Source organism: Kitasatospora sp. NPDC028961 (assembly GCF_055564815.1).
The window spans coordinates 174,132-193,572 of the sequence record NZ_JBVHVO010000008.1; the positions used below are offsets into that span (position 1 = coordinate 174,132).

12 protein-coding genes are annotated in these 19,441 nt (G+C 73.8%); 9 read left to right on the forward strand and 3 right to left on the reverse strand.

The window, feature by feature from the left end; translation table 11 throughout:
* Nucleotides 1-131 precede the first annotated feature (131 nt).
* The 8 genes from ACZ4UX_RS17650 (at nucleotide 132) to ACZ4UX_RS17685 (ending at nucleotide 11,408) form a co-directional block, all read left to right on the forward strand.
* Entirely contained in the window at nucleotides 132-1,403 is a 1,272-nt protein-coding gene (locus ACZ4UX_RS17650) for an LLM class flavin-dependent oxidoreductase (protein WP_352294768.1), read from the forward strand.
* Complete coding sequence (locus tag ACZ4UX_RS17655) at nucleotides 1,396-3,120, forward strand: alpha/beta fold hydrolase (RefSeq protein ID WP_465707312.1); 1,725 nt, start codon at nucleotides 1,396-1,398, stop codon at nucleotides 3,118-3,120. Before ACZ4UX_RS17650 ends, ACZ4UX_RS17655 begins: the two co-directional genes overlap by 8 nt.
* On the forward strand, nucleotides 3,117-4,508 hold the full coding sequence (locus ACZ4UX_RS17660) for an amino acid adenylation domain-containing protein (RefSeq protein ID WP_465707313.1): 1,392 nt from the start codon (nucleotides 3,117-3,119) through the stop codon (nucleotides 4,506-4,508). Before ACZ4UX_RS17655 ends, ACZ4UX_RS17660 begins: the two co-directional genes overlap by 4 nt.
* 295 nt (nucleotides 4,509-4,803) lie before the next feature.
* Nucleotides 4,804-6,309 (forward strand): DUF8189 domain-containing protein, encoded by a 1,506-nt coding sequence (locus tag ACZ4UX_RS17665; protein ID WP_465707314.1) that lies wholly within the window; start codon nucleotides 4,804-4,806, stop codon nucleotides 6,307-6,309.
* A gap of 80 nt (nucleotides 6,310-6,389) precedes the next feature.
* Nucleotides 6,390-7,775, forward strand: coding sequence for a DUF8189 domain-containing protein (locus ACZ4UX_RS17670; protein ID WP_465707393.1), 1,386 nt, complete (start codon nucleotides 6,390-6,392; stop codon nucleotides 7,773-7,775).
* A 214-nt stretch (nucleotides 7,776-7,989) separates the two neighbouring features.
* Nucleotides 7,990-8,757 (forward strand): FHA domain-containing protein, encoded by a 768-nt coding sequence (locus ACZ4UX_RS17675; protein ID WP_465707315.1) that lies wholly within the window; start codon nucleotides 7,990-7,992, stop codon nucleotides 8,755-8,757.
* 11 nt (nucleotides 8,758-8,768) lie between these two features.
* On the forward strand, nucleotides 8,769-10,169 hold the full coding sequence (locus tag ACZ4UX_RS17680) for a serine/threonine-protein kinase (RefSeq protein WP_465707316.1): 1,401 nt from the start codon (nucleotides 8,769-8,771) through the stop codon (nucleotides 10,167-10,169).
* 174 nt (nucleotides 10,170-10,343) lie between these two features.
* Complete coding sequence (locus ACZ4UX_RS17685) at nucleotides 10,344-11,408, forward strand: BTAD domain-containing putative transcriptional regulator (RefSeq protein WP_465707317.1); 1,065 nt, start codon at nucleotides 10,344-10,346, stop codon at nucleotides 11,406-11,408.
* Between the two features lie 82 nt (nucleotides 11,409-11,490).
* On the opposite strand, the gene ACZ4UX_RS17690 is transcribed toward ACZ4UX_RS17685, so the two are convergent.
* Complete coding sequence (locus ACZ4UX_RS17690; RefSeq protein WP_329486270.1) at nucleotides 11,491-12,159, reverse strand: cutinase family protein; 669 nt, start codon at nucleotides 12,157-12,159, stop codon at nucleotides 11,491-11,493.
* Between the two features lie 271 nt (nucleotides 12,160-12,430).
* Between ACZ4UX_RS17690 and ACZ4UX_RS17695 the strand changes: the two genes are divergently transcribed.
* Nucleotides 12,431-14,011, forward strand: coding sequence for a serine/threonine-protein kinase (locus tag ACZ4UX_RS17695; protein WP_465707318.1), 1,581 nt, complete (start codon nucleotides 12,431-12,433; stop codon nucleotides 14,009-14,011).
* A gap of 18 nt (nucleotides 14,012-14,029) precedes the next feature.
* Here the strand turns inward: ACZ4UX_RS17695 and ACZ4UX_RS17700 are convergent, their stop codons facing one another.
* Together ACZ4UX_RS17700 and ACZ4UX_RS17705 are read right to left on the reverse strand one after the other, a co-directional pair.
* Nucleotides 14,030-16,231 (reverse strand): hypothetical protein, encoded by a 2,202-nt coding sequence (locus ACZ4UX_RS17700; RefSeq protein ID WP_465707319.1) that lies wholly within the window; start codon nucleotides 16,229-16,231, stop codon nucleotides 14,030-14,032.
* A 160-nt stretch (nucleotides 16,232-16,391) separates the two neighbouring features.
* Nucleotides 16,392-19,427 carry an alpha-mannosidase gene (locus ACZ4UX_RS17705; RefSeq protein ID WP_465707320.1) on the reverse strand — a complete coding sequence of 1,012 codons (3,036 nt, stop codon included), beginning with the start codon at nucleotides 19,425-19,427 and terminating at the stop codon, nucleotides 16,392-16,394.
* Nucleotides 19,428-19,441: the final 14 nt, after the last annotated feature.

Consider the following 19,441-nt stretch of genomic DNA (forward strand, 5'->3'; position numbering starts at 1 on the left):
GCCATGACGACCGCTGCCCCGACCACCGCTGCCCCGACCACCGCTCGGCCGACCACCGCTGCCACGACCACCGCTGCCCCGGCGACCGCTCCGACGACCACCGCTCCGACCAGCCGAAAGTGTCAGGCGCCTTGAGTATTCACCTCAACCTGTTCATGCTGCTGCCCGGGCACCATGACTCCGCGTGGCTGCATCCCGGGTGCGACTCGGCCCGTGTCACCGACATCCACTACTACCTCGAACTCGCCCGACTCGCGGAACGAGGGCTGCTGGACTCCGTGTTCATCGCCGACGCGCTCTGGCACAAGCCGCGCAGCAACTACTGCGGCGGGCTCGAACCGCTCACCGTGTTGAGCGGCCTCGCCCTGGGCACCGAGCACATCGGACTGATCGCGACCGCGTCGACCTCGTACTACGAGCCGTTCCACCTCGCCCGGATGTTCTCCTCGCTCGACCACATCTCGGGCGGCCGCGTCGGCTGGAACATCGTCGTGTCCAACAGCGTCAACGAGGCCAGGAACTTCAACCGGCCGGCGATGCTCCCGCACCAGCAACGGTACGACCGCGCCGACGAGTTCCTGGCCGTCGCCCACCGGCTCTGGGAGTCGTGGGACGAGGACGCCGTGGTCCGCGACCGCGCCAACGGGCACTACACCGACCCGGACCGGATCCACCGGATCGACCACCAGGGGGAGTACTTCGCCGTCCGCGGGCCGCTCAACATCCAGCGCAGTCCCCAGTCCCGCCCGTTCCTGGTCCAGGCCGGCGCGTCGGAGGCGGGCAGGTCGTTCGCCGCCCGGCACGCCGACGCGGTGTTCACCGTGCAGGAGAACGTCCGCGACGGCGCGCGGTTCCGCACCGAGATGCGCCGCCGCGCCGCCGCGAACGGGCGAACGGTGAAGGTGCTGCCGGGGCTGATCCCGATCGTCGGTGCCACGCAGGCCGAGGCGGACGAGAAGAAGCGCGAACTCACCGGCCTGCAGGCCGTCGACTACGCCCTGGAACACATCTCGATGATGCTGAACGTGGACATCACCGACTGCGCCGTCGACGCGCCCTTCCCCGTGGAGCGCCTCCCCCCGGCCGACAGCATCCAGGGCAACCGCACCACCTACGAGCTGATCACCGGGATGGCCCGGCGGCCGGGCACCACCGTCGGCGACATCATCGCGCACCAGGGTTTCGGGCGAGGCCACCTGGTGGTCGCGGGCACCCCGGAGCGGATCGCGGACGTCATCGGGACCTGGGTCGGGGAGGGCGCGGCGGACGGGTTCAACCTCATGCCCGCGGTGTTCCCGGCCGGCCTCGCCGACTTCGTGGACGAGGTGGTGCCGTTGCTGCAGGAACGCGGGCTGTTCCGCACCAAGTACGACGAGACCCTGCTGCGGCGCCGCTATGAGTGAGCGGACCGAGCGGGACACCACGGCGGACGTGACCGCCCGGCTGCGGGCACACCTCGGGGCCGCCCTGCCGCCCGAGGCGGTTCCGACCCGGTTCGTGTTCGTCGACACGCTTCCGGTGCTGCCCAACGGGAAGACGGACCGGGCCGCGCTCGAACGGCTGGCCGCCGAGACGGCACCCGCGCCGTCGTCCCCGGAGACCGGGGCGGCGCCCGGCGGCGAACCGGCCGGCCACGAACCGATCGGCGACCTCGACTTCCTGCTGCGGCTGTTCACGGCGGAGCTGGCCCGGGCCGACCTCGATCCCGACGAGGACCTCACCCACCTGGGGGTGACGTCGCTGCTCCTGACGACGGCCTGCGCGGCGTGGACGGACCGCACGGGCAGGCGCGTCGACGGCCACCGGCTGCGCCGGAACCCCACGGTCCGCAACATCCTGGCCTTCTCCGCGCCGACCGGTGCGGACCGGGAGCACGACGAGGTCGTGGTCGAGGACCACCGCTTCGAGGTCCCGGTCGACCACGACGACCCGGCCGGCCCGTCGATCGAGCTGTTCGCCAGGACGGTGGTGCGCCGCGCCGCGGTGGACCGTGACCTGCCGTACCTGCTCTTCCTCCAGGGCGGCCCCGGCGGACAGTGCCCCGATCCGCGCACCAGGATCCCCGCCTGGCTGGACGCCGCCCTGGACCGGTACCGGGTGGTGCTGCTGGACCAGCGCGGCGGCGGCCGCAGCTCGCCGGTGACCGCCGCCACCATCGCGGGCATGACGCCGGCCGAGGCGCTGGAGCGGCTCCGGTGCTACCGCGCGGACGCCGTCGTCCGGGACGCGGAGTTCCTGCGCGAGCGGGTGCTGCGGGTCCCGGCCTGGACGCTGTTCGGGGAGAGCTACGGCGGCTCCATCGCCCTGACCTACCTCTCCCACTCCCCGGAGTGCGTCGACCGGGTGTTCATCTCCAGCGGGCTCCTGGGCCCGGTCAGCACGGCCGAGGACCTGCTGCGAGACACCTTGGTGATGAGCAGGAGGAAGAACGCCGAGTACTACCGGCGGTATCCCGGGGACGCGGGGCTCGTCGACCGGATCGTCGACCACCTCGGCGACCACGAGGTGCTGCTGCCGACGGGAGAGCGGCTGTCGCCCGAGCGGTTCCGGTTCCTCGGTCTGAAGTTCGGCTTCGCCGGCGGGATGGCCGCGGTCCACGACCTCCTCCAGGGCGCCTGGGACGGCGACCACCTCACCGAGGACTTCCTGGCCGCGGTGGCGGCGGCGACGTACCTGGTCGACTCCCCGCTCTTCTACCTGCAGGAGTACACCTACGGACACCCCGGACGCGCCACCGGGTGGGCCGCCGACCGGCTCTACGCGGACGAGCCGGCGTTCGCCGCCGGGGCCCGTCCGTTCCACTTCTACGGCGAGGTGTTCTTCCCGTGGATGTTCCGTCAGTTCGCGGCGCTGGCGCCGTTCGCCGAGGTGGCCGACGAACTCGCCCGGTACACCGGATGGACCAGTCTCTACGACCTCGACCAGTTGGGGAGGAACACCGTGCCCGTCTACGCCGTGGCAGCCGCGGACGACCTGTACTTCCCGGGGACGCAACAGGTCCGCACCGCGCGGCGGATCGGCTCCTGCTGGCTGATGCTCTCCTCGGACTACAGCCACGAGGGGCTGATGAACGACCGCGAAGGCGTGTCCCGGCTGCTCGCGTTCGGAGCGGCACGGTGACGCCCGCCCTGTTCGGCCGGGTCAGGGCGGTGGCGCTGGACCATCCGACGAGGCCCGCCGTGTCCGACCGGACGACCACGCTCACCTTCGCGGAACTGGCGCTGGCGGCCGAGGCCCTGGGACGCCGGCTCGTCGCCCGGGGGGCCGGGCCGGGCGACCGGGTCGGCGTCATGGTCGAGCGGGGCGCCGACCTGGTGGTGGCCCTGCTCGGCGTGTCCGCCGCCGGGGCCGCCTACGTCCCCCTCGATCCGGGCTATCCGGCCGAGCGCCGGCGGACCGTCGTCGAGGACGCCGACCTCGCGCTCCTCGTCACGGACGGCGGGGGGCGGGAGTTCGACGTCCACGCGGTCGAGGTCACGCCGCGCCGGGCCGAACCGGGCCTCGCCGAGATCGTGCTGCCCTCGCCCTCCCCCCAGGACCCCGCCTACGTCATCCACACGTCCGGGTCCACCGGTCGGCCCAAGGGCGTCGTGGTCACCCACGCCAACGTGGCCGCGCTGTTCGACGCGCTCGACACGGCCTACGGCAGCCCGTTCGACGACACCTTCCTCGCCGTGACGAGTGTCGCGTTCGACATCGCGGTCATGGAGCTGCTCTGGCCGCTCACCCGCGGCGGAGCCACCGTCGTGAGCCCGGCCAGGATGGTGGACCGACTCGACTCGCCCGGTGACGACGGCCTGCCTAGCCTGGTGCGGCGCTTTCGGCCGACGCTGTTCCAGGCGACCCCCTCGCTCCTGTCGGCGATCGCGTCGTCCGAGGAGGCCCTGCTGTCCCTGCGGCACCTGCGCGCGCTCCACGTCGGCGGTGAGGTGCTCCCGGTGGGACTCGCCCGGCGCCTGGTGACCGCCCTCCCGGGCGTCCGGGTCCACAACATGTACGGCCCGACGGAGGCGACGGTCTGGGCCGCCACGCACGAGGTGACACCGGAGGAGGCCCGGTCCACCGCGATCCCGATCGGGCGGCCCCTGCGCCACGCGTCCGTCCGGGTCGTCGGCGACGACGGCTCCGCGGTGGCACCGGGCGAGGTCGGCGAACTGTGGGTCGGCGGTCCCTGCGTCGCCGCGGGTTACTTCCGCCTGCCGGAGCAGACCGGGGAGCGGTTCGTCGAGGAGGCCGGTGCCGTGCCGCGGCGGTGGTACCGGACCGGCGACAGGGTGCGGACCCGACCGGACGGCGCGCTCGAATTCGTCGGCCGGTTCGACCGGCAGGTCAAGATCTCGGGCGTCCGGATCGAACTCGACGAGATCGAGTCGGTGCTGTCCGCCGCGCCGGACGTCCGGGCGGCCGCCGTCGTCGCGAAGCGGGGAGCGGACGGGAGGCACCAGCTCGTCGCCTACGTCCTGACCGACGCCGAGCCGGTCACGCCGACCGGGTCCGCCGACGGGTAGCGGTCCGTCCCACGGCGGCCGTGGCGCGGCCACGCCCGGCGGTGCCCCGGGCGGCGCCGCCCCGAAGCGCGCCGGTCCCGGCGGCCGGTCCGCTCCTGTCAGTCCGGATGGTTCCGGGTACTGCGGCGCGCGGCGCGCGGCTACCGTCCCAACCGCTCCACACCCGGCGGTCCGGACCGGCCGCCGTCACGCGCCCTCAGGAGGTCACCTTGACCGCGCACCACCTCACCCGCAGGAACACCCTCGCCTCCGGCGGCGTCCTCGGTCGCCGGCGCACGGCGTGAGGGGCGTTCCGGTGCTCCCCTCCCTCTCCCGCCGCACCGCGCGCCTGGCCCTGGCCGCGCTCGCCCTGCTGCTGCCGGTCGCGGTACCGGCCGCCCCCGCCGAGGCCGCCGGGTTCACGGCGTCCTGCCCGGCCTCCGGGTACATCTCCCAGGGCTACACCGAGGAGCACAACGGCATCGACATCGCCAACGACTACGGCACCCCGATCTACGCGGTCGGCGACGGCCGGGTGCTGGTCTCCGGCCCGGCGCAGGGCTACGGCCAGTGGATCCGCGTCCTGCACCCGGACGGGACGATCACCGAGTACGGCCACATGCGGGAGCGGGAGGTGGCCACCGGTGACCAGGTGACGGCCGGGCAACTGATCGCGCGGATGGGCAGCGAGGGCACCTCCAGCGGCCCGCACCTGCACCTGCGGGTCTGGGCCGACGCGAACGCGACCGTGCGCACCGACCCGGTCCCCTACCTCGCGGATCGCGGCATCGCCATGCCCTGCACCCCGGGCACCGGCCCCGGTCCGGCGCCGTTGGTGTACCCGGCGCAGTCCGGCCGGGTGGTGTCCGCGCGTTCGGCGGACGGCCGGCTGGAGGTCTTCGCCGCCGGCGCGAACGGCGTCTCGCACGCCTGGCAGACCGCCGTCAGCGGCGCCTGGTCGGAATGGGAGACCCTCGGCGGACCGAGCGGCGCCGAACTGGCCATCGCCCCCAACGCGGACGGCCGCCTGGAGGTGTTCGCCATCAACGGCACCACCTTCCAGCACCGCTACCAACTCCAGCCCTCCGGCAACTGGTCGAACTGGGAGGAGTTCGGCGGCGGCGGCCACGACATCGCCGTCGGCCCCAACCAGGACGGCCGCCTCGAAGTCTTCGCCTCCGGCCCCGTCGGCGTCTTCCACCGCTACCAGAACGCACCCAACAGCGGCTGGTCCGGCTGGGAACCCACCGGCGGCGGCCCCGCCGACAGCCAACTCGCCCTCGGCAAAGCCCCCGACGGCCGCCTCGAAGCCTTCGCCCTCAACGGCACCACCTTCCAACACCAATGGCAGACCGCCGTCAACGGCACCTGGTCCAGCTGGGACACCTTCGGCGACGGCGGCCACGACCTCACCGTCGACCACAACCAGGACGGCCGCCTCGAAGTCTTCGCCTCCGGCCCCGTCGGCGTCTTCCACCGCTACCAGACCGACCCCACCACCTGGTCCGGCTGGGAACCCACCGGCGGACCCGCCGACGCACAGCTCACCAGCCAGCCCACCGCGGACGGCCGCGTCGAGGTGTTCGCCATCAACGGCAGCACCGCGCAGCACACCTGGCAGTCCGGCCTGAACGCCCGGTACACCGCGTGGGACCGCTTCGGCGACGCCGGCACCGAGATCGTCGCGACCGCCAACGCCGACGGCCGCATCGAGGTCTTCGGCACCAGCGCCGCCGGCGTCCACCACCGCTGGCAGACCGGCTTCGCCACCTGGTCCGAATGGACCTGGCTGAACACCACCCCCGGCCCCGCCGTCACCTGAGGAGTCGTCACGTGATCAGCACGCAGCCCTGCCGCGTCCTGCTGGCCGCCCTCGTCTCGTTGGGCGTGGCGGCGGGCCTGATGGTCGGCGCCACACCCGCGCCGGCCGCCACCGGCAGCGATCTCTGTGCCGAGGTCGGCTACCGCGCGGGATTCCGGGGCGACGCCCTGGTGACCGCGATCGCCGTCGGCCTCGCCGAGTCCAGTTGCAACCCGCTGGCCTCCAACGTCCAGAACAACACCCCGCCGTCCACCGACCGCGGCCTGTGGGAGATCAACAGCTACTGGCACCCCGAGGTCGACGACGCCTGCGCCTACGACGCCCAGTGCAACGCCGACGCGGCCTTCAGGATCTCCAACGGCGGCACCGACTGGCAGCCCTGGTCGACCTACAACGCGCGGGTCCACCTGCGGTACCTGGGCGAGGCCCAGGCCGCCGCGGACCGGCTCGGCCACCACGGCCCCGGTCCGGCGCCGTTGGTGTACCCGGCGCAGTCCGGCCGGGTGGTGTCCGCGCGTTCGGCGGACGGCCGGCTGGAGGTCTTCGCCGCCGGCGCGAGCGGCGTCTCGCACGCCTGGCAGACCGCCGTCAGCGGCGCCTGGTCGGAATGGGAGACCCTCGGCGGACCGGGCGGCGCCGAACTGGCCATCGCCCCCAACGCGGACGGCCGCCTGGAGGTGTTCGCCATCAACGGCACCACCTTCCAGCACCGCTACCAACTCCAGCCCTCCGGCAACTGGTCCAACTGGGAGGAGTTCGGCGGCGGCGGCCACGACATCGCCGTCGGCCCCAACCAGGACGGCCGCCTCGAAGTCTTCGCCTCCGGCCCCGTCGGCATCTTCCACCGCTACCAGAACGCACCCAACAGCGGCTGGTCCGGCTGGGAACCCACCGGCGGCGGCCCCGCCGACAGCCAACTCGCCCTCGGCAAAGCCCCCGACGGCCGCCTCGAAGCCTTCGCCCTCAACGGCACCACCTTCCAACACCAATGGCAGACCGCCGTCAACGGCACCTGGTCCAGCTGGGACACCTTCGGCGACGGCGGCCACGACCTCACCGTCGACCACAACCAGGACGGCCGCCTCGAAGTCTTCGCCTCCGGCCCCGTCGGCATCTTCCACCGCTACCAGACCGACCCCACCACCTGGTCCGGCTGGGAACCCACCGGCGGACCCGCCGACGCACAGCTCACCAGCGAACGGTCGCCGGACGGCCGGGTGGAGGTGTTCGCCATCAACGGGAGTACGGCGGAACACCTCTGGCAGACCGGTGTCAACGCGCCCTACGGGCCGTGGACGGCCTTCGGCGGCGCCGGCACCGAGATCGTCGCGACCGCCAACGCCGACGGCCGCATCGAGGTCTTCGGCACCAGCGCCGCCGGCGTCCACCACCGCTGGCAGACCGGCTTCGCCACCTGGTCCGAATGGACCTGGCTGAACACCACCCCCGGCCCCGCCGTCACCTGAGGGGACAGGTGCCGCGGGCGGGAGCGCGAGCGCTCCCGCCCGCGAGCCGTCCACCCCCTCGACGACCACCCACCGCTCCCGGCCCGCCGCTCCCCGGCCCCGGCGCTTCCCGACCCTCCGTCACGTGGCCTGCGCCACCATACGGTTTATTGTCATGCGCAAGGAGGTAACGTTCGTCCGTCTGGCAATGGTCGGCATGCGAAACGGGGGAACGGTGAGCGGGATTCTCGTCCACCTGCCGGCGGGGAACGGCGACGACGCGGTGACCCTGCGGCTCGGTCCGGGAGAGCGGGCGCGCTTCGGCCGCGGCTCCGCCGGCACGCCGGTGGAGCTCCGGCTCGGCGACGAGACGGTCTCCCGGCTCGCCGGTGAGATCCACGCGACCGACGACCACTGGCAGTTGAGCAACCTCAGCAGCACCCACGCCTACCTGGTGGAGAACCCGGAGGGCGCCGGCGAGTACCTGCGGGTGCCGCCGCGGCGGATCGGCGCACCGATCCCGTTCGAGTTCGCCCGGGTGGTGCTGCCCTCGCGGCGTGAGACCCCGCTGTCCTTCCAGGTGTTCGCGCCCGACCACGTCTACCTGGACCCGCACGCCCGCGGCGGCGGCTCCTGGGAGAGCCGCACCATGACGGCGTACTCGCTGGACGAGACCGCCACCTACTTCCTGGTGCTGGTCGCGCTCTGCGAACCGTGGCTCCGCGACCGCTCCCCCGCGGCCGTGCCCACCACCCCCCAGGTGGTCGCCCGGCTGCGCGGCCACCCGGCCTGCGCCCGGCTCACCGCCCGCGCGGTCAGCTCGCACCTGGACTACCTCGCCGACGAGAAGCTCCGCGTCGACCTGCCCGACGACACCGACCGCTCGGACCGCCGCAGCGGCAAGCGCGAGGCCGTCGTCGGCGTGGCCCTGAAGTTCGGCATCGTTCGCGAGGAGCACCTCGCGCTCCTGCCGCGCCCCGAGACCGCCGAGCCGGCACGCTAGGGAGGGGCGCCGTGGTGCGCGACCAGGCCTTCGGCGGAGACGACGGGGAACTGCTGCGGCCCGGCCACCGGGTCGGCGACTGGACCGTCACCGGCGTCATCGGCGAGGGCGGCTGGGCGACCGTCTACGCCGCCCGCCGCACCGGGGACCCGGCCGGCCCGCCCGACTCCGACGACATCGACACCGGCACCGGCACCGGCACCGACGCCGACGCCGACGCCGACGCCGACGACACGGTCGCCCTCAAGGTGCTGCCGGTCGCCGGGCTCGCCCCCCGCCAGGCCCGCCAGGTCGCCGAAGCCGCCCGCCGGGAGGCCGAGTTGGCCCGGACCGCCCCGCACCCCCGGCTGATCCGGCTGCTCGACACCCTCACTCTGGCCGCCCCCGGCCACCCGGCGCTCGACGGTGCGATCGTCCTGGTCATGGAACGCGCCCGGGGCACCTTGCGCGACCTGCTCGCCACCGGCGTCGACGAGGCTCGGGGCGCCGGGATCGTCGCCGGCGTCTGCGAGGGCCTCGCCCATCTGCACCGCTCCGGCTGGGTCCACATGGACCTCAAGCCCGAGAACGTCCTGATCGGCCGGGACGGCGAGGTCCGCCTCTCCGACTTCGGCCTCGCCATCGAACTCACCGGCACCCACGGCCACTCGGCCCCCATGGGCACCCCCGACTACCTCCCGCCGGAACGCTGGAAGGAACCGCTCGGCGAACACGGCGTCAAGATCCGTACCACGGCGGACATCTGGGCGCTCGGCGTGGTGATCCACGAGGTGTTCGCCGCCGGGGTCCCGCCCTTCCCCGGCGCGACGCCGACCACCCGCAGCGCCGCCGCCCAGCAGTACGCCGAGGGCCGCGCCCCGCTGCGCCTGTCCCCCGCCGTCCCGCCGTTCTGGCGCGCCCTCGCTGCCGACTGCCTCGCCCCCACCCACGCCGCCCGTGCCCCGCACACCGCCGAGAGCCTGCTCGCCCGCGTCCGCGCCCACCGGTCCGGCCGCCGTCCGCGCCGCCCACGACCGCGCACCGCCCTGCTCGCCCTCGCCACCTGCGCCACGGCCGCCGTCACCGCCGCCGCCCTCTGGCCGCACCCGCGGCCGGCCGCGCACCCCTCCCAGATCCGGGTCTTCAACGCCGAACGCGGCTGCCAGGACCGCACCGACCGCGACCCCCAGTGCAGCCTGGGCCTGGCCGTCGACCCCCGGCACCCCTACACCGCCGAGAACGTCGTCCCCACCCGCGTCTGGCACGACGAAGTCCTCGACGTCGACTGCCAGCTCCCCACCGGCCTCCCCGTCATCGACGAGGAGGACCGCACCTCCACGCTCTGGTACCGCATCCGCCTCCCCGGACCCACCACCGGCTGGCTCCCGGCCGTCCGCACCAGGGACCGCCCCGCGCTCCTCCCCTGTCCCTGACCCGCCGGTCCGCCGATCCACCGATCCGCCGATCCGCCGATCCGCCGATCCGCCGATCCGCCGATCCGCCGGGGGCAGCACCCCGGATCGTTCCGGATTCCCGGCCGGCGCCGCTCCTTCTACCGTTTCGAGGGCGTCCGCCAGTCCGGCCGGCCCAGCGTCCAGGGAGCAGCGATGCCGACCACCGCCACCACCCGCCGGCCGAGCTCCGCCGTCCTCGGGCACGAGGAGCGCGAGGTGCTCCACGCGGTCGGCTGCGGCCTGCGGGACGACGAGATCGCCGCCGCCCTGGCCGTCTCCGAGGCAGCCGTGGCCGGGCGCATCGCGCGGATCCTCGGGAAGCTCGGGCTGCGCGACCGGGCCGCCGCCATCGTCCACGCCTTCGACTGCGGACTGGTCGCCCCGGGCCGCGGCCCCCGCCCGCCGGTGGCGGGCCCGGTGCCACGGAACTCCGCCGGGCGGGCGGCCGGAGCGAAGGTGCAGATCTCCGTGCTCGGGCCGCTGCGGGCCCGGTACGACGGGCGGTCCCTGGACCTGGGGCACCTGCGCCAGCAGGCCGTCCTGGCGGCGCTGGCGCTGCGCGGCGGGCGGACGGTCAGTCAGCAGGAGCTGCTCGACGGCGTGTGGGGGTCGGAGCCGCCGTTCTCGAACGTGGTGCCGGTCCATGTCTACCGGTTGCGCAAGACCCTGCGCGTCGGGGGCGGCCCGGACACGGTGATCGAGCACGACCGGTGCGGCTACCGCCTCGCCCCCGGCGCCGCCGAGGTGGACCTGGCGCGGATGGAGGGCCTGGTCACCGAGGCCGGGACGGCCCATCGGGCGGGTGACCGGGCCGAGGCGGTCCGGCTCTGTTCCCAGGCGCTGGACCTGTTCCGCGGGGAGCTGCTGGCCGGCCTGCCGGGCCCGCTCGCCGAACTGGAGCGGCTGCGCCTCACCGAGCGCAGGATCACCGTCGCGCAGCGGAAGTTGGAGTGGCAGCTGCGGCTGGGCCGGCACTGCGAGGCGATCGCCGAGCTGTTCGCGCTGTCCGCGGAGCACCCCCTGAACGAGCTGGTGGCCGCGATGCTGATGCGCGCGCTGTACGGGAGCGGCCGGCAGGCCGACGCCCTGGCCGTGTTCGACCGCGCCCGCCGCCGGCTGGCCGGCGACCTGGGGGTGCCGCCGAGCCGGATGCTGCGCCGGACGTTCCAGATGGTCCTGCGCGGGGACGAGGCCGGTCTCGGCCTCACCAGGCGCTGAGCCCGGTGGGCCGTCGGCCCCCGGTGGCCGGGGAGTCCCGGCCACCGGGGGCCGACGGAGGGCCCGCGCGAGCGCCCCTCGGCTACCAGGGGTACCAGGCGCCGTTGTACCACTGCTCGCTGGCGCTGTCGTTGTGATGGTCCATGTTGAAGTCTTCGGGGTAGTTCTTGACGTGGTTGTTCGGGTAGGTCCAGATGCCGGCGGACTCGTCGCAGACGTAGTCCCAGTGGCAGATCGTCTTGACGGGCACGTTGCCGAAGTTCCGGTCGGCACCGGCGAGCGGCGGGCCGATCAGGCCGCCGAAGGGCACGGCGCCGCCGTTGGCACCGGGCGGGCCCTGGCGCTTGGGGTCGGCGACGAGGATGGCGTTGACGTTGTCGAACGTGTTCCAGTTCTCGCTCACCCAGGTGTGCACCACGCCGGCTCCCAGCGAGTACCCGGCCATCTTGACGTGCTGGCCCGGACACGCGGCGCGCTGGTCGCGGACCAGCCGGTTCAGCTCGTTGACGCCCGCCCGGGCGCTCGCACCGTTGGGGATCTGGGTGGGATACCCGACGTGCTGCTGGATGTTGCCGTAGAACCCGTCGTTGTTCCACGAGCTGCCGGTGCCCCCGACAACGATCGTGTAGGTGCCCTCGCACGGGGCGGTCACCCGCGTGGTGGCCGCCTGTGCCGTGGCGCCCTGTGCCGCCGTGAGCCCGACGGTCAGCAGGATTCCGGCCGACGCGGCCGCGATCCTTCGTGCTCGCATTCGATCCTCCTACGCAGTTGGCGCCGACGCGTCCGCACTCCGGTGCGGTCCGCGGTCGGCCCAGGTCACCGGACCACCGTGGCAGCGACCGATGACATCCCGATGACGCCCCCGGTCACCGGGCGGCCACGGCCCGCGACGCGGCGGTCACGGCCCGGTGCCGTGGTGTCCGAAGCGGGATTCCGCACCCGCTTCCGCTCCGCCGACCGGGGTAAAGTCCTACGTTGTCGAGAGTTCCCTCCTGCAGGCGGGGCGAGCGGAGGTACGCATCGTGTCGGACGAGGGTCAGCTGGTCGGCGGGCGGTACCGGCTGGTCGAACACATCGGGGCCGGCGGCATGGGCACGGTCTGGCGGGCCGAGGACGAGGTGCTCGGCCGGGACGTGGCGCTGAAGAAGCTGCACCCGCGCCACCACCTCGCCGACGACGAGCTGGCCACCCTGCTGGAACGGACCCGTCGCGAGGCGCGCAGCGCCGCCCGGATCAGCCAGCCCAACGTGGTCGTCGTGCACGATGTCGTCGACGACGACGGACTGCCCTGCGTGATCATGGAGTACGTCCCGTCCAGGACGCTGGGCGAGGTGGTGAAGGAGAGCGGACCGGTCCCGGTGCACGAGGCCGTGCGGATCGGCCGCGGCGTGGTCGCGGCGCTGCTGGCGGCGCACGCGGTCGGCGTGCTGCACCGCGACGTCAAACCCGGCAACGTGCTGCTCGGCTTCGACGGCCGCGTCGTCCTGTCGGACTTCGGCATCGCCACCACCTCCGGCAGCTCCACGCTGACCAGGACGGGCGAGCTGGTCGGCTCGATCGACTACCTCGCGCCGGAGCTGGTCAGGGGCGGCAGCCCGAGCCCCGCCTCCGACCTGTGGGCGCTGGGCGCCACGCTCTACCAGGCCGCCGAGGGCCGGCCGCCGTTCCGCCGGGAGACGGCCATCGAGACGGCGTACGCGGTCGTCACCGACCCGCTCGCACCGCCGGTCCGCGCCGGGGCGCTGACCCCGGTGATCGAAGGGCTGCTGCGCAAGGACCCGGCCGACCGGCCCTCCGCACGGGAGACGGAGCGGCTGCTCCGGGCGCTGTCGGCGGACACCGGGACGGTGCCCGCGGAGCTCGCCGGGCCCGCTCCGGCGGCGCCCGAGCGGCGGACCGGCACCACGGTGGAGTCCGTCGTCCACGAGGATGCCCCGAACGGCCGCCCCGGGGCCGCGGCGGACACCGCCCCCCGACGCGGCCGGCGTCGCACCGCCGGCTGGCTCGCCGCCGGTGTGCTGGTGGTCGCCGCGGGCGCGGTGGCCGTCCCGGCCCTGGACACCTGGAGCGCCGGGAGGACCCGCGCCGCGGCCGACGGCACGGCCGGGTCGAGCCCCTCGGCCGCACCGTCGGCCGCGCCCGCCCCCGAGGGCTACGTCCTGGTCCGGGAGAAGGGGATCGGCGTCTCCTTCCCCGTCCCCGACGGCTGGACCCGCAAGTCCCTCCCGGACGACGACGAGGCCGCGGGGATCAACTACGTCGACCCGGCCGGGCTGGTCAGCCTGCGGATCAACATGATCACCAGCGGGAACGCCGACCCCGTCCGACACCTCCAGGACGACGAGGCCGCCTCCGTGGCCGCGGGGAGGCTGCCCGGCTACCAGCAGCTGCAGCTGCGGAGCACCACGTACCAGGGCCTGCCCGCGGCGCTGTGGGACTTCACCTTCAAGGGCAGGGCCCGCGACTTCCGCGCCTGCTCGCTGGCCTTCGACGACCACGGGGTCGGGCGCATGGTCTACCTCTCCGCCCCGAGCGCCGACTGGGCCCGCAACAAGTCGGTCTTCGAGCAGGTGACCGCGGGGCTGCGCTTGCTCGACGGGTGACCCGCGGGTCGGTCCGGCCTAACCCTCCGCGATCGAGATGCCCTCCTCCGAGCTGGTGATCGTGTACGTGGCGCCGTCGAACACCAGACCGGAGAGTGTCCCGCAGAACCCGCGCGCGACCGAGGCGTCACGGATCAGCGGGACGCCGTTGTCCGGGGCGAAGCCGAACAGGTCGGTGATGACGACCTCGGCGAACTTCCCGGCGCCGACGAGGTTGAAGGTCATCACGTCACCGGCGTTCACGGCGGTCAGCACGGACCCGCCGGGCCGGCCGTCCACCACCGCGTCGAGCTCCACCAGCTGGCCGGCCTGACCGATCGGCCCCTGGTCGGTGATGCCGGCGTACCGGACGAGCTGGCCGAGGAACCCGGCGTACTCGCCGAAGCGGGCGAAGGTCTGCGCGGTCAGCGCGGGCCAGGACGCGAAGGCGCCGTCGCTACCGTGGTCGGGGCGTGCGACGGGCGCCTGCCGGTCGTCCGGGGACAGTGCCCGCAGCCAGGAGGCCGCCAGCAGTTCGTCGTTGACGAAGTCCATCATCTCGGCCATCTGCGGTGCGGTGAGGTGGTCGGCCAGCAGGTTCCCGGCGATCGCGAAGTCGACGACCGTCCGCACCGGGACGGTGGTGCCGTCGGCGTGACGGCAGTTCCACACGCCCTCGCCCGGCCGGTAGAGCGCCAGGACGTGCGGCAGCAGGGTGTCGGCCCAGGACCGCAGCCGCGAGGCGCAGCCGCTGTTCCCGGCGTACTCCTGCAAGGTGGCGGCCTCGTGCATCAACCAGACGTTCGCCGCGTTGAAGGAGGCGACCTGTCCGACGTAGTCGGGCAGGACTTCGAGCAGGTTGTCGTTGAGGCCGTAGTCGGCCAGGTGCTGGCCGGCGGGCACCAGCGTCTGCCAGTGGATGGCTGAGTCGGTGAGGTGCCGGAGCACGGTCTTCGAACCGACCGTGGTCCGGAGGTGGCCCAGGTCGCCGCTGTACCGGAGGTAGGTGGCGACGGTGCTGAAGACGGTCAGGTCGTTGGCGGAGTACCAGGGCCCGACCGTGCCGCCCCCGACCAGCTCCACCGCGTAGCAGGCGTGGATGTCGCGGCCGAGCCAGTCCGTGGTCTGGGCGCGCATCACCGCCGGGTCGAGCAGGGTGAGCAGCACCGCCGCGTAGGAGGTGTCCCAGAAGTACGTGACGGTGTTCGAGTACTCGGGCGCGCCGGTGACGTACACCCGGTGGTAGCCGCCGAACCCGCCGGTGCGGCCCAGCCGGGCGCTGAACTCCGGTCCGAGGTTGGTGCGTTCGCAGGCCAGGGTCGACAGCACGCTCATGTAGTACAGCCGGGCGACGGCGCGGCCGGTGTCCGTGGGCTCGGGCGTCAGCACCGGGAGCGAGCCGGAGAAGTGCCGGTTGCCCGGTGTGAACGCCTGGCTCCACCGCTTCGTCCAGCCGGTCGCGGCGGCCGTGAAGACCGTGGGGAAGTTCCGCAGGACGGCGCGTGCGGCCTCGACGACCCGCCGGCCCTCGGACGCGACGACCAGCGGCCGGCCCGTCGAGGTCTCGCCGACCGCCATCACCACCTGGACGGTCCTGGTGGCGCCGGGGTCGAGCGTGAGGATCCAGGTGGCGGCGCCGGCCGCGCCGGAGGCGGTGAACGCGGCGCCGGAGTCGGCGGCGAAGGCGGTGACGGCCGCGCTGCGGCGGTCCCGGACCAGGACGACGGTGCCGTGGTTCCCCGGGATCCGCGCGGCGAAGTCGGTGTCGGCGGGCCGGGGCGCGTCCCAGACCCAGCCGGCGGTCGCCTTGCGGATCCGCGGGTCCAGGCTCAGCGACAGCGTGGTGGTCAGCGGCTCCGGGGTCGGGTTGGCCACCGTGATCCGCAGCAGCAGCTGGTTGGCCTCGAAGGCCAGCCGGGTGGTGCTCCGGATCGCCAGGCCGGAGGCGGTGGTGGCCTTGCGGCGGACCTGGTAGGCCGACCAGCGCGAGGCCTCCGTGGTCACGGCCGTGCCGTCCGCGGTCAGGGTGAGGCAGCTGCCGGCCTGCACGTAGGGGGCCAGCGTGAAGTTGGTGACGGCGGTGACGTTCCCGTCGACGTTGACGCCGCCCCAGAAGTTGCTGAGCGCCGGGAGGTGCCGGAGGTCCGACAGCGGGATCCAGTCGCTGGAGAGCGAGTCGAGGGAAGGGATCGTGGCGGGAGCGGCGGCCGCGGCCGACGGGAGGTTGCCGAGTCGGGACACGGATTGCTCCTTTCCTTGGCCTTCACCGCGACGAGGGAGAGGCTCCGACCGACGAAGGGGAGGGCGGATGTTCGGGTGGGCCGGGCCCCGCGGCTCGCTGGACGCGAACGCGCGGGGCCCGGGGCGGTCTCGTGGTGGGCGTCGGATCCCGTGGTGGACGTCAGGTGCCGGGGGTGACCGCCAGACGCAGGGTGACGATCTGGAAGGGGCGCAGGGTCACGCCGATCCCGTACCGGCCCGACGGGGCGACGGGCGAGGGGTCGGACTCGGGGAGCGGGCGCTCCAGCAGGTCGGTGACGGTGACCCGGTCGAAGGGGAGGTCGGTGGCCAGCACGGCCCGGGCGCGGGCGCCGTGGGCCTCGTAGACGCGGACGACGAGGTCGCCGGAGCGGTCGTCGGCCAGCTTGACCGCCTCGATGACGACGGCCGGGTTGTCGGTGGTGAGCAGGGGTGCGACCGGGCCGGCGCCGGTGACGGTGCGTTCGGGCAGGTTGAGCGCGTAGCCCTCGCGGACGGCGTCGGCGATGTCCGCGCCGAGGGCGAGGCCGTAGTGGAACCGGTGGCTCCCCTGGTCGGAGTCCGGGTCGGGGAAGCGGGGGGCGCGGACCAGGGTGAGGCGGACGGTGGTGGTGGTCCCGCCGTCGGCGCGGACGTCACGGGTGACCTCGTGGCCGTAGGTCGAGTCGTTGACCAGCGCCGCGCCCCAGTCGCGTTCGCCGACGTGCAGGTAGCGGTGGGCGCAGACCTCGAACTTGGCCGCGTCCCAGCCGGTGTTGGTGTGGGTGGGCCGCTGGACGTGGCCGAAGGGGATCTCGGCGCTGGAGTGGTCGGCCCGCAGGTCCAGCGGGAAGGCGGCCTTGAGGAGCTTCTCCTTCTCGTGCCAGTCGATCACCGTCCCCACGTCGAGCCGCCGGGAGCCCTCCGCCAGCGAGAGCAACTGCTCGATCCTCGAGGCGCCGAAGGTCCGCACCACCCGGACGCCGCCGGGCTCGGCGGTCACCGACTCGGCGTCGGTGAGGTCGAGGACGGTGTTGCGGTAGAACTCGTCGATGTCCCAGGCGTCGTACTCGTTGGGGAAGTCCTGGTGCAGCTGGAGCAGGTTGGCCACCGTGCCGGGCGCGAGGGCCTCGCGGCCGGCCGTGAGGTCGACCGCCGAGGTGACCAGGCCGCGCCGGTCGATCCCGATCCGGACCAGGCCGTTGTCGAGGACGAAGCCGTCGTCGGAGCCGACCGGACGGACCGGGCCGGCGGCCGCGGGGCGGACGACCGCGCCCAGGGCGGGGACGCCGCCGCGGGTGTGCGGGGCGGCGTTGAAGACGACGCGCTGCTCGCCGGCGCCGGCCAGGGCCCGCTGGGCGGCGGCCACGATCCCGCCCAGCTCGGCGGTGACGGCGGCGTAGGTCTGCTCCGCCTCCCGGTGCACCCAGCCGATCGAGGACCCGGGCAGGATGTCGTGGAACTGGTGCAGCAGCACGGTCTTCCACAGCCGGTCGAGCGCCTCGTACGGATAGGCGTGACCGGTGCGGACGGCGGCGGCGGCCGACCACAGCTCGGCCTCGCGCAGCAGGTGCTCGCTGCGCCGGTTGCCCTGCTTGGTGCGCAACTGGCTGGTGAGCGTGCCGCGGTGGAACTCCAGGTACAGCTCCCCCAGCCAGACCGGCGCGTCCGGGTACTCCGCGTGCGCCCGCTCGAAGAAGGCCGCGGGGCTCTCCATGACCACCTGCGCCGAGCCCTCCAGGTCGGCGAGGCGCTCGGCCCGGGCCAGCATCTCCCGGGTGGGGCCGCCGCCCCCGTCGCCGTAGCCGAACGGCAGCAGGGAGCTGTTGGCCGGACCCTTGTCCTGGAAGTTGGCCACGGCGTGGCCGAGTTCGGCGCCGGTCAGCTCGGCGTTGTAGGTGTCCACCGGGGGGAAGTGGCTGAAGATCCGGCTGCCGTCGATGCCCTCCCACCAGAAGGTGTGGTGCGGGAACCTGTTGGTGGTGTTCCAGGAGATCTTCTGGGTGAGGAACCAGCGCACGCCCGCGAGCTTCATCAGCTGCGGCATGGCCGCGTTGTAGCCGAAGGTGTCGGGCAGCCACATCTCCTCGGTCTCGATGCCGAACTCGTCCAGGTAGAAGCGCTTGGCGTGCACCAGCTGCCGGGCGAGGGCCTCACCGCCGGTGATGTTGGTGTCCGGCTCCACCCAGAGGCTGCCCATCGGGATGAACTGCCCGGTGGCGACCTTCTCCCGGACGCGCTCGTAGATCTCCGGCCGGTGCTCCTTCAGCCAGGCCAGCTGCTGGGCCTGGGACATCCCGAACCGGAAGCCGGGGTGGTCGTCCATCAGCTGGACGACGTTGGAGACGGTCCTGGACACCTTGCGCACGGTCTCGCGCAGCGGCCAGAGCCAGGCGGTGTCGATGTGGGCGTGCCCGATGGCGGACATCCGGTGGGCGCTGGGCGCCGCGGGGGCGGCGAGTGCGGGGCGGAGCAGGGCGCGGGCGGCGGCGGCGCTGCCCGCGACGTCCTGGAGGTCGACGACGTCCAGGGCCCGCTCGATGACGCCGAGCAGCTGCCAGCGGCGCGGGTCCTCCTCGGGCAGCGCGCGCATCAGGCCGCCGAGGACGTCGAGGTCCTGGACGAGCTCCCACACCTGCCGGTCGAAGACCGCGAGGTCCGCCCGGAACACCCGGTACAGCGGGTCGGGGGACGAGGCGCCGTCCAGCCAGCCGGGGCGGCCGCCGTCCTCGGTCGGGAGGTGGTCGTCGCACAGGACGGGGTTGGCCGCGGCCTCGATGTAGTAGGTGAACTCCTCGCCGCCAGAGGCGGATTCGGCGACCGGCACCCAGGCGTTGCGGGGGTTGAGCGCCTTCACCACGGTGCCGTCGGCCCGGTGGACCAGGCCCTCGGCCGAGAAGCCGGGCCCGGTCTTGTTGAAGCCGATGTCGAGGACGGCCTCGATCCGCTGCCCGGCCCACTCCGCGGGGACCCGGCCGGTGATCCTGAACCAGCTGGTCGTCCAGACCGGACCCCAGCGGTGGCCGGTCGTGATCGGCCGGTAGGGGGCGGCCAGGGCCTCGGCCAGGGGCACGGGTTCGCCGGGGGCGTCCCAGATCTCGACCTGGAGCGGGACGGAGCGGCCGTGGACGGCCGGCCGGATGCGCTCCTTCAGCACCCGGTCGAGCCGCTGCTCGGTGAGGCGTCGCTTGCTGTGCATGGTGGTGTTCTCTC

What these genes read in the sequence shown, in the direction of transcription:
- ACZ4UX_RS17685 (WP_465707317.1), top strand. Translation starts at nt 10,344, where the DNA reads ATGCCGACCACCGCCACCACCCGCCGGCCGAGCTCCGCCGTCCTCGGG.
- ACZ4UX_RS17690 (WP_329486270.1), bottom strand. Translation starts at nt 12,159, where the DNA reads ATGCGAGCACGAAGGATCGCGGCCGCGTCGGCCGGAATCCTGCTGACC.
- ACZ4UX_RS17670 (WP_465707393.1), top strand. Translation starts at nt 6,390, where the DNA reads ATGGTCGGCGCCACACCCGCGCCGGCCGCCACCGGCAGCGATCTCTGT.
- ACZ4UX_RS17655 (WP_465707312.1), top strand. Translation starts at nt 1,396, where the DNA reads ATGAGTGAGCGGACCGAGCGGGACACCACGGCGGACGTGACCGCCCGG.
- ACZ4UX_RS17705 (WP_465707320.1), bottom strand. Translation starts at nt 19,427, where the DNA reads ATGCACAGCAAGCGACGCCTCACCGAGCAGCGGCTCGACCGGGTGCTG.